We start from the raw sequence: 8,975 nt of genomic DNA, 5'->3' as shown, positions 1-8,975 counted from the left end.
TTCTGCGACACGATGATGTTCGTGATCACGAACTTCTTGTCGGGCCACAGGGCGGTCTCGTCGAGGAGGACGGAGCCGCCGTCGGAGACGAGCTTGGAGGCCGTGGGCTCCGGTACCCAGGCGCCGTCGATCGATCCCTGCTTGAAGGCGTCCGGGGTGACCTTGTTGTCCGTACGGACGACGGAGACGTCGCCCTTGCCGGACTCCGGGTCGACCTTCCAGCCCTTCTCGGAGATCCAGTTGAGGAACGCGACGTCCTGGGTGTTCCCCTTCTGCGGGGTCGCGATCTTCTTGCCCTTGAGGTCGTCCAGGGTCTTGATCTTCTCCGGGTTCACGACGAGTTTGACGCCGCCGGAGGCCGAGCCGGAGATGATCCGCAGGTTGGAGCCCTTGGACTTGACGTAGCCGTTGATCGACGGCGAGGGGCCGATGAAGCCGATGTCGAGGGAGCCGCCGTTGAGGGCTTCGATCTCGGACGGGCCGGCGTTGAAGGACTGCGGCTTGATCCTGGTGCCGTTCAGTTCCTTCTCGATCAGGCCTTCCTGGAGACCGACGAGCGCCGTGGCGTGGGTCAGGTTCGGGAAGTACCCGATGCGGACCTCGGAGGCGGAGAGCTTCTTGCCGTCCGTGGCGGCGGCGTTGGTGGCCTTGTCGCCCTCGTCCTTCTTGGCCTCCGAGCCGTAGCCGCAGGCGGTGAGCAGCAGGGGAAGCGTCGCGGTGACGGCGATGGCGCGCAGGGTGGTGAGCGGTCTTGCGGCAGACACGGAGGTGTCCTTTCACGGGATGGTGTTCAAGGAGGTGCGGAGAAGGGTGACGCGAAGCCGTCTGCACACACGGACCCGACGCCCGGCGGTGAGCGGAGAGGGGTGAGCGGTGGGCGTGGGCCTGGGCGTCGGGGTTGCGGTCGCGGGCCCGGGGAACGGAAGGGTGTCGGACACATCGGGGCCGGAGGTCGAGCCCGTCGTGCGGACGCCCGCGCTCGACTCCACGCGGCCGGCGGAGGGGTGCGTCCGACGGTGCTCAGCGCTGACCACGCGTGGAGCGGGGCTCGGAGCAGGTTGTCAGCCGGGCTGACAGATGGCGCCGGCGGTGCGGAGCAGGTCGATGTACCGGCGGGATGTCAGAGACGGCATCCGGCCTGCGTGACGCGGTGTTGGCACGGCCCGCCTTCCCGGATTCCTAGTTTTCCCACCTGGTTGGTAGGCATATTGGCAGAGGCGGACAGCCACCCCAAGAGGGTGACCGAATGTTGGACGCCGGCATCTCGTTATGTGAGAACGCGCAGGTGGGTAGGGGTCAGGGGTTGGTCCAGGCGCCGGGAGCGTCGGCCAGTGCCGATACCTCCGCGGGCAGTTCGGACGACGCCACGTCGGCGAGGCTCACGCCGTCGAGGATCTCGCGGACATTGGCCCGCAGCGCGATCCACAGGGGGAGCAGTGCCTGGGCGGGGCCGGTGTAGGACAGGTCCGGAGGGCGCACCCCGCGCACCGAGACGAGCGGTCCGTCCACGACGCGGATCACGTCCGCGATGCTGATGGACCGGGCGGGCTTCGCCAGCCGATACCCGCCGTTGCCGCCGCGCCGGCTGAGCACGAGACCGCCCCGGCGCATGTCGTTCAGGATGCCCTCGAGGAACTTGTGCGGGATGTCCTGGGCGTCGGCGATGGCCTCTGCCTTCACCGGCCCGTCATCCTGGGACGCGGCAAGCTGCAGTGCGGCACGTACCGCGTAGTCCGCCCTGGCTGAGATCCGCATACCGGCATTATCTTGCATCGATCCGGCCGCTGTCCCCTCGCGGGTGGCCGCCGGCCGCCGGGCGGGTGCTCGGGCCCGCGTCAGCGGAAGGCCGGCACCGCGGGGTGGGAGCCGTTGAGGTAGTGCTCGCCGATGGAGCGCAGGCGGTGGGCGGCAGGGCGGTGGGCCGTCAGAACCCGGGCGTTGCGCCAGAACCGGTCCAAGCCGGGCGCGTCGGCGAGTTCCAGCACCCGGGCGGTGATGCGCATGGCGGCCTTCGACGTCACGGTCTCGGCCGTGGCGACCAGGGCCGCGACGCCGGCGGCTCCTTCCGCGTCGAGGTGCGGACCCGTGTCGAGGGCCCGCGCCATCACGTCCGTCGCCCGGTTGACCACGGCGGTGGCCGTCTGGGCGGCCGAGGCGAGCTCCCCGTACGTCAGGAAGAGGTCCGGGTCCTCGCCGGGCATCCGGTGCGCGCGGCCACCCCTGCTGAGGTCGCGGGCCTCGGTGAGGGCGCCTTCGGCGATGCCGAGGCCGACCTGACACAGGGCGAGCCGGAGCGCCGGCTCCGCGAGCGCGGTGAAGGGCGCGGTCGACTCCTCGTCGTGCGGCCGGCGGCCCAGCACCTGTTCGGGCGTGATGGTGACCCGGTCCAGGACGACCTCGCCCGCGCCGGCGACGCGCTGCCCGAGCCGGTCGTGGGCGGACTCGACGGTCACGCCCCGTGCGCCGGGCGGGATCCGTACGACCAGGACGTCACCGGTCGCCGCGCAGGCGGCGTCGACCACGATCTGGTCGGCTGCGGCCACCGCCGTGTCCACGAACCGGCGCCCGCTCAGCACGTAGCCGGGGGTGCGCCGCCGCAGCCTGAGCTCCGGTCCGTCGGTGTCCTCGTGGGGGGAGACCGGAGCGCGGACCGCACCGGTCCACAGCCACTGCTCGCCCACCGACTCCTCTTCGAGGGCGGTCGCGTGGTGGTGATCCGCGTAGAAGCGTCCGCTCCAGGTGTGCACGTAGTGGCGGGCGAGTACGTCGCCGACGGAGCTGTCCGCTGCGGCGATCTCCCGAATGACGGCGCATCCGGTGCGCCAGTCCGCCCCGCGGTCGGGCCCGGGCGGGGTGAGGGCCGCCAGCAGGCCCGCCTCGCGCAGCCGGGCCGTCTCGTCGGCAGGCGGCTTGCCCGCCTGATCGCGGGCGATGACGTCCGAGGCGAGGTCGTCCGCCACGTCGCGGGCGGTACGCAGGAGCGTGCGGCGCTGCTCGTCGAGGGATCGCCGGCCGTCGGTGTCATGGGGGATGGCGGTGGTCATTTCGGCTACTCCGGAACGTTGTTGGGTGGCATCGGCCGGCCGCTTCACCGAATCCCCACCTTTCCCATCGGATTGATAGGGATACTCGCCCGAAGCCGCCTGCCCGGCAAGGGCGTGACCGAATGGCGGACGAAGCGATCTCGATATGAGAGATGGCGCAGGTCGGCACACTTTCCTAGTGAATCAGTAGGGAAGTGTTGACGTGCGCCCGCCGCGCACCTCACGATGTGAGCATGTCCCCGTCGCAACCGTTGCTCGTACGCCGCAGGCACGTCGACCTCCGTCGCGTCGCCAGCGCCGTCTGCCGACCCGCTTAGGGCCTGTCGACAGGGCATTTCCCCGATGCGTGCCAGCCTGCCGGCTGCCGCTCCTCTCCGCGCGCCCGCTGTTCCCGTGACCCCGGCCCTCTGAGCCGTACGGGGTTCCACCCGGCGTGCGGCGCGCCGGCCCTCCCGCCGCATCCGTGACGGAGACCCTGCCCTGTCGCGGCCCGACACCCGGCTTCCGTAACTCATTCCGAGCAGCCGAAGGGGCTCATCGTGACCACCGCACTTCCCGCACCGGTACCCGCCACCGCCGTCCGCCGTTCCCCGGCCCCGCGCCTCCAGTTGGTCGGCGACCGTCCGCCCGCCATCTCCGCCAACGGGACCGGAGGCGCCCGCGTCGGATACCTCGTGTTCCTGCCGGCGGACGTGGACCCGGTCGCGGTGATGACCGCGCACGGCATACGCCCGGAGATCCATCCCCTCGGGCCCGGGACGCTCCCGGCACCCGAGCCGGGACCGGTCCCGCACCCCGACGCCGTTCGGGTGGACGGCCCCGTCCGGCTCGACGATGCCATCCGGGTGGACGGCGCCATCCGGGTCGACGGCGCACGCCGGCTGGCCGAGGTCGACGGACGCGAACTGGACCTCACCTACCTGGAGTTCGACCTCCTGGCACACCTGGTGAACCATCCGTACACGGTCCACAGACGTGAGGCCCTCATCTCGGGCATCTGGGGTTACGGACACATCGGCGACGGCCGTACGGTCGACGTCCACGTGGCCAGGCTGCGCCGCAAGCTCGGTCCCGCTCACCGGGGCCGCATCACCACCGTGCACCGCGTCGGCTACAAGTACGTTCCCGACCACCAGTAGCCGGGCTGATCGGTGATCAGTGGGGCGCGCGGGGGTGACCGGTGCGCTCCGTCCGTCCCACCAGGCCGGTCCTACCGTCGGAGTCGCTCCCCGCCGTATCCGGCGGCGCCGATGTGGGCGCGGCCGCGGGACGGTCGGCAACCACGTCGCCGACCTCGTCAGCCGCTACGGGGAGCACTGGTCCTCGATGGTCCCGGAGGAGCTGACCGAGTACGTCAAGGCGCATTCATGGGGTTGCATTGACGACTCCGAACGGTATGTGCACGCTGGGTGTGGCCGGTGCGGTGCCATTCAGGTGGGAGACCTGGTCGTCGAAGAAGATGTGCGGATCCAGGGCACCGATGACGGGAGCCTTGTCGATGCCGCCGAGGAAGAAGGCATCGTTGACCCGCAGTCCCCACTGCTTGAGGCTCCGCACGGCACGCTCATGCGCGGGGGCGTCCCGAGCGGTGACCAGGGACACTCGAAGGCGGGGCTGATAACCGGGATTCTTTCGGCGCTCGTCCTCCTCACGGCGCTGGATGCGGTTGATGCCGGCGAGGAACTCGCGCAGCGGTCCCGGATCGTGTGGTGTGGTCGCGTTGCGGACCTCGTGCGCACGAAACGCGTCGAGGCCGGCGCTCTGGAAGATCCGCTCGGAGGCGTCACCCGCCAACACGCCGTCGAAGTCGAAGGCGATGCGCAGTTCGGGGTCGTCCTCATCATCAACCCGCGCCGTCTCAAGCACGTGTCCCGCCGGCATTCCATCTGCCACCGCGTCACGAACGTCAGCTCCGTTGGCCGACAGGAACAACGACATGTTCAGTGCCGGCATGAACCTGTGTGGCGAACGTCCCTGCCGAAAGACGGCTCGGCTGATGGGCAGGCCGTGCGCTTCGATCGAACGCATGACCCGCAGGCCGGTGTCCGGGTCGTTTCGCGACAGGATGATGACCTCAACCAGCGCGTCGGGTGGTTCCGCGAGGTCGTTCAACGACAGCAGGCGCCGGACGAAGGGGAAGGCGACGCCCTTGGCCAACACGTCTTTCAGGTGGACCTCTTGGTAAGCGCGGTAGGCGTCCTCTCCTCGCTCTCGAAACACTGCGTCGCAGTCGGTGAGGTCGAACAGGGCGCTGGAGGCGATCCCAACCACCAGGCGACCGGACAGGTCGTACTTCATGACACCCCCTGCCGGTGTGCGCGCAGTATCGGGATGGTTATCTCCCCGGCGCATATGTCGAAAACACGTGCGACCTCCTTGGTTGGTGCAGCACCCGAGCGAGGGCCGGGGCGGAGCGCCTGCCCCCGAGCCGGGGGTCGGCCGCAAGGTCGACGTCCAGGGCCTTCGCCGGGTGCGGCGCTCGCGCCCGGCCTTCCGGATTTGGTCCGGCGAGAAGCCTCGCCGGATGGGCCGTGGCGGCCTCTCGGGCCGGAAACCGAGCCGCATCGCTCGCAAGGGGGCCGCTGCGGCAGCCGTAGCGCCGGAGCCCACCACCACCTTGATGCGCAGGCCCGTCCGGCCCGAGTCGCCTTCGGTGTCTGTGCTCGGGCGCTCCGGGCGGCTCGGAGGGGCAACCGGTGTCCGGTATTCCGCACCTTGGCGATGTTATGTACACGCCATTCCCGCGCCCGGGGCACTTCGGCGCGACCCGCCACCGTCCGCCCCCTCGGGAACCCTGCGTGGGCTGGTCGTATACGGTGCGTGGTCATTGCTCACAGGTTCCCCGGAGAGCTTTCACAGGGCGCACACTTCCGGCCGTTCCGCGCCCGCGTGCGCCTGCCGGGGGCAGACGGCGCGCGAACCGTCGTCCTAGCCTCCCGGGCCATGCGATCACCTCTGAAGAGCCGCCTCGGCCTCGCCGGCGTCCTCGCCTTCGTCCTGGCCCTGTTCGGCCTCGCCCCCGCGGCGAGCGCCGACCCGGCGCCGGCCGCCCTGACGTTCACCACGAACGCCGCCACCGTCACCCCCGGCGGCACGGTGAACCTCTCGATGACGCTCACCAACAACAAGACCTACGACATCTGGTTCGTCTACCAGTCGATCGCGCCGACCTGGCTCACCACACAGCGCGCCGACCTGAAGTACAGCTTCACCGGGTGCAGCGTGGCGACCCCGACCGGCGCCGCCTCCTGTTCCGGCGTCGGCCCGTCCGACCTCGGCGGCAACTACGGCGCGACGATCGCACCCGGTCAGAGCCGCACGGTGACGCTGACCCTCCAGGTGGCCGCGGACTCCGGTTGCAACGGCAACATAGGTTTCTACTCCTACTACTACGCCGAGTTCAGCGACAGTTCGAGCACCAGTGCCGGCCCCGTGTACACGCCCGAGACCAGGGTGCTCTGCGCCTGACGGCCGATTCCGGTTCCCCGTCCGGTGGTGGCTTGAAACTGCTGGGGCCCATCGATGACGTGGTCTGAACCATCAGGTCGGGGCGTCGGTGGGCCGACTCGGTCCGCCGAAGCCCCACCCGGCTCCGGACCGGCACTCAAGGCCGGCCGGGGCCTCGGCGCGTAGGGCGCCAGAACGGCGCGGAAGGTCAACTCAGGCCCGATCGAGTCCAGTTGGTTACCTGTGTTTTTCCGTCGGTTTTCGCGACATCCCCACGAAAGCTACACAGGTGCATCACTATGTGACCCGACGGATGCGTCGGCGACTGGTTTCTGAGGGGGACACCGGCGTCGCGCACTTGGGGGGCGTCCGCTTCGTGCGAGCCGCGCTGCCCCCTGCCCGGGGAGGGGACAACACCGCATGAAGCGAAGCATACGCACCACCGCGTTATCGGTGGGCGCGCTCATCGCAGCCTTCGGCCTGCCGGCCGGCGCGGCACAAGCCGACACCGCAACACCGCGCGTGGACTTGCGCGTTCTGGTCGTGACCGACGGCGGTCCGGCCGTCCAGGCCATCACGGCCGAGCTGGAATCGGCGGGCACGCCGTATACGCAGGTCGACCTCACGCGGTCGGACCGGCCCACCATCGACCCGGCCTTCCTGGCCGACACCGTGGACGGCCGGCCGCGCGCCAAGTACCAGGCGGTCGTCCTGCCCAACGACAACCCCTTCGCGGCGAATTCCACCGAGATGACGGCCCTGGCCGCCTACGAGCAGACGTACGCGATCCCGCAGGTCGACGCCTACACCTACGCCCGACCCCAGGTCGGCCTGCAGTACTTCGTCCCCGGCGGGTACGCGGGCAGCGTCGACGGCGTCCGGGCCGCGGTCACCGCCGCCGGTCAGGCGGGCCCCTTCGGCTACCTCGACGGGGCGGTGCCCTTCGAGGACAACTCGCCCACCGTCGGCGAGAGTTACGCCTACCTCGCACAGCCCGCCGCCGGAGCGGACTTCACCACGTACGTCGACGCGCCCATCCCGGGCACGGCCCGGCGCGGCTCGCTCGTCGGCGAGTACCGGCACGACGGGCGACGCGAACTCGTCGTGACCTTCGTCTACAACCGCTACCAGCAGCAGTACCGACTGCTGGCCCGTGGCATCGTCGAGTGGATGACCGGCGGAGTGCACCTGGGCGCCTCCCGCAACTACTTCTCCGTCCACGTCGACGACGTGTTCGCAGCCGACGACCGCTGGGACACCCAGCTCAACTGCACCCCCGGCGACGTGGACTGCGCGGCCGGCACCGGTACGCCCAACCCGATCCGGATGACCGCCGCCGACGCCGAGTACGCCAGGACCTGGCAGGCCGGACGGGGCATCACCCTCGACATGGTCTACAACGGGGCCGGCAGCCTCGACCAGCGCGAGGACAACAACGGCGTCGACGCACTGGCCGACAAGCTCCAGGCCGACCGCGCCCAGTTCCGTTGGATCAACCACACCTACACGCACGCCTTCCTCGGCTGCGAGCAGGACACCGGCGTGGTGCCCTGGCGGTGCGCCACCAACACCAACGGCTCCACCAAGTGGATCAGTCGCAACGCCATCGACGACGAGATCGCCCTCAACCGGGTCTGGGGCCAGAACTTCGGACTGCCCCTGCAGAACGACGAACTGGTCACCGGCGAACACTCGGGCATGGCCGTCCTGCCCCAACAGCCGCAGGACAACCCGAACCTGGCGCCCTCCCTCACCGGCAACGGCGTCAAGTGGCTCGCCTCGGACAACTCCCGCGACCCCGAGCAGCGCCAGATCGGCTCGGCCTCCACCGTCGCCCGCTACCCGATGAACGTCTACTACAACGTCGGCACGGCCGCCGAAGCGGTGGACGAGTACAACTGGATCTACACCTCCCGGGCCCAGGGCGGCAGCGGCATCTGCGAGGACCACGCGGACACCACCACCTGCCTGACCGCACCCCTCGACACCACCACCGGCTACGCCACCCGGATCGTGCCGACCGAGATCGGCACCGCGCTCGGGCACGTGCTCGCCAACGACCCGAAGCCGCACTTCATCCACCAGTCCAACCTGGCCGAGGAACGCCTCGCCTACCCGGTGCTGAGCGGGATCGTCGACGGCTACGACGCGCTGTTCGCGGCCAACACCCCGCTGGTGAACGAGCGGATGCGGGACATCGGCATCGAACTGAAGCGCCGCGGCGCCTGGAAGAACGCCGTCCAGGCGGGCCAGGTCACCGCCTACCGGGTGGGTGACGCCGTCACCGTTCTGGCACCGAACGGCCTCGACGTCACCGCGAGCCTGCCCACCGGGACCCAGCGGGGCGGCGCCGCCTACGGCACCCCCTACGCGGGCCGGGTCTCCGGGTGGACCGCCTCGACCGGCGCACCGCTCACCCTCACCCTGCCGTCGTCGGCGCCCGCGGCCCCGTCCGCGGTGGCCGCCGCCCACCCGGCGCCCGCG

General features: G+C 70.3%; 8 protein-coding genes. 4 read left to right on the top strand and 4 right to left on the bottom strand.

Annotated features, from left to right (window positions below):
- From NOD94_RS38435 to NOD94_RS38425, 3 genes are all read right to left on the bottom strand, one after another.
- Positions 1–764: ABC transporter substrate-binding protein (locus NOD94_RS38435; protein ID WP_281210892.1), on the bottom strand; the 764-nt coding region annotated here is incomplete at its 3' end.
- Between the two features lie 532 nt (positions 765–1,296).
- Positions 1,297–1,755 (bottom strand): Rrf2 family transcriptional regulator, encoded by a 459-nt coding sequence (locus NOD94_RS38430; protein WP_281210891.1) that lies wholly within the window; start codon positions 1,753–1,755, stop codon positions 1,297–1,299.
- An 80-nt stretch (positions 1,756–1,835) separates the two neighbouring features.
- Entirely contained in the window at positions 1,836–3,044 is a 1,209-nt protein-coding gene (locus tag NOD94_RS38425; protein ID WP_281210890.1) for an acyl-CoA dehydrogenase, read from the bottom strand.
- A 233-nt stretch (positions 3,045–3,277) separates the two neighbouring features.
- On the opposite strand from NOD94_RS38425, the gene NOD94_RS41525 reads away from it, so the two are divergent.
- Positions 3,278–3,361: a putative leader peptide gene (locus NOD94_RS41525; protein WP_348652377.1), complete on the top strand. Its 84-nt coding sequence runs from the start codon at positions 3,278–3,280 to the stop codon at positions 3,359–3,361.
- Positions 3,362–3,583: 222 nt separating this feature from the next.
- The gene (locus NOD94_RS38420) at positions 3,584–4,183 is read left to right on the top strand and encodes a winged helix-turn-helix domain-containing protein (RefSeq protein ID WP_281210889.1); all 600 of its coding nucleotides are present in this window, start codon (positions 3,584–3,586) and stop codon (positions 4,181–4,183) included.
- Between the two features lie 226 nt (positions 4,184–4,409).
- Here the strand turns inward: NOD94_RS38420 and NOD94_RS38415 are convergent, their stop codons facing one another.
- Positions 4,410–5,342 carry a 5'-nucleotidase gene (locus NOD94_RS38415; RefSeq protein WP_281210888.1) on the bottom strand — a complete coding sequence of 311 codons (933 nt, stop codon included), beginning with the start codon at positions 5,340–5,342 and terminating at the stop codon, positions 4,410–4,412.
- Between the two features lie 645 nt (positions 5,343–5,987).
- On the opposite strand from NOD94_RS38415, the gene NOD94_RS38410 reads away from it, so the two are divergent.
- Positions 5,988–6,512: a hypothetical protein gene (locus NOD94_RS38410; RefSeq protein ID WP_281210893.1), complete on the top strand. Its 525-nt coding sequence runs from the start codon at positions 5,988–5,990 to the stop codon at positions 6,510–6,512.
- Between the two features lie 399 nt (positions 6,513–6,911).
- A partial coding sequence (locus tag NOD94_RS38405; protein ID WP_281210887.1) for a hypothetical protein occupies positions 6,912–8,975 on the top strand: 2,064 nt, incomplete at its 3' end.

This window comes from Streptomyces sp. Isolate_45, assembly GCF_024721315.2.
In the GTDB taxonomy this organism is placed as follows: Bacteria; Actinomycetota; Actinomycetes; order Streptomycetales; family Streptomycetaceae; genus Streptomyces.
This window is presented reverse-complemented; position numbering and strand designations above follow the sequence as displayed.

Excerpts from the sequence above, each read along its gene's own strand:
- NOD94_RS38430 (WP_281210891.1), bottom strand. The coding sequence starts at position 1,755 with ATGCGGATCTCAGCCAGGGCGGACTACGCGGTACGTGCCGCACTGCAG.
- NOD94_RS38410 (WP_281210893.1), top strand. The coding sequence starts at position 5,988 with ATGCGATCACCTCTGAAGAGCCGCCTCGGCCTCGCCGGCGTCCTCGCC.
- NOD94_RS41525 (WP_348652377.1), top strand. The coding sequence starts at position 3,278 with ATGTCCCCGTCGCAACCGTTGCTCGTACGCCGCAGGCACGTCGACCTC.
- NOD94_RS38415 (WP_281210888.1), bottom strand. The coding sequence starts at position 5,342 with ATGAAGTACGACCTGTCCGGTCGCCTGGTGGTTGGGATCGCCTCCAGC.
- NOD94_RS38425 (WP_281210890.1), bottom strand. The coding sequence starts at position 3,044 with ATGACCACCGCCATCCCCCATGACACCGACGGCCGGCGATCCCTCGAC.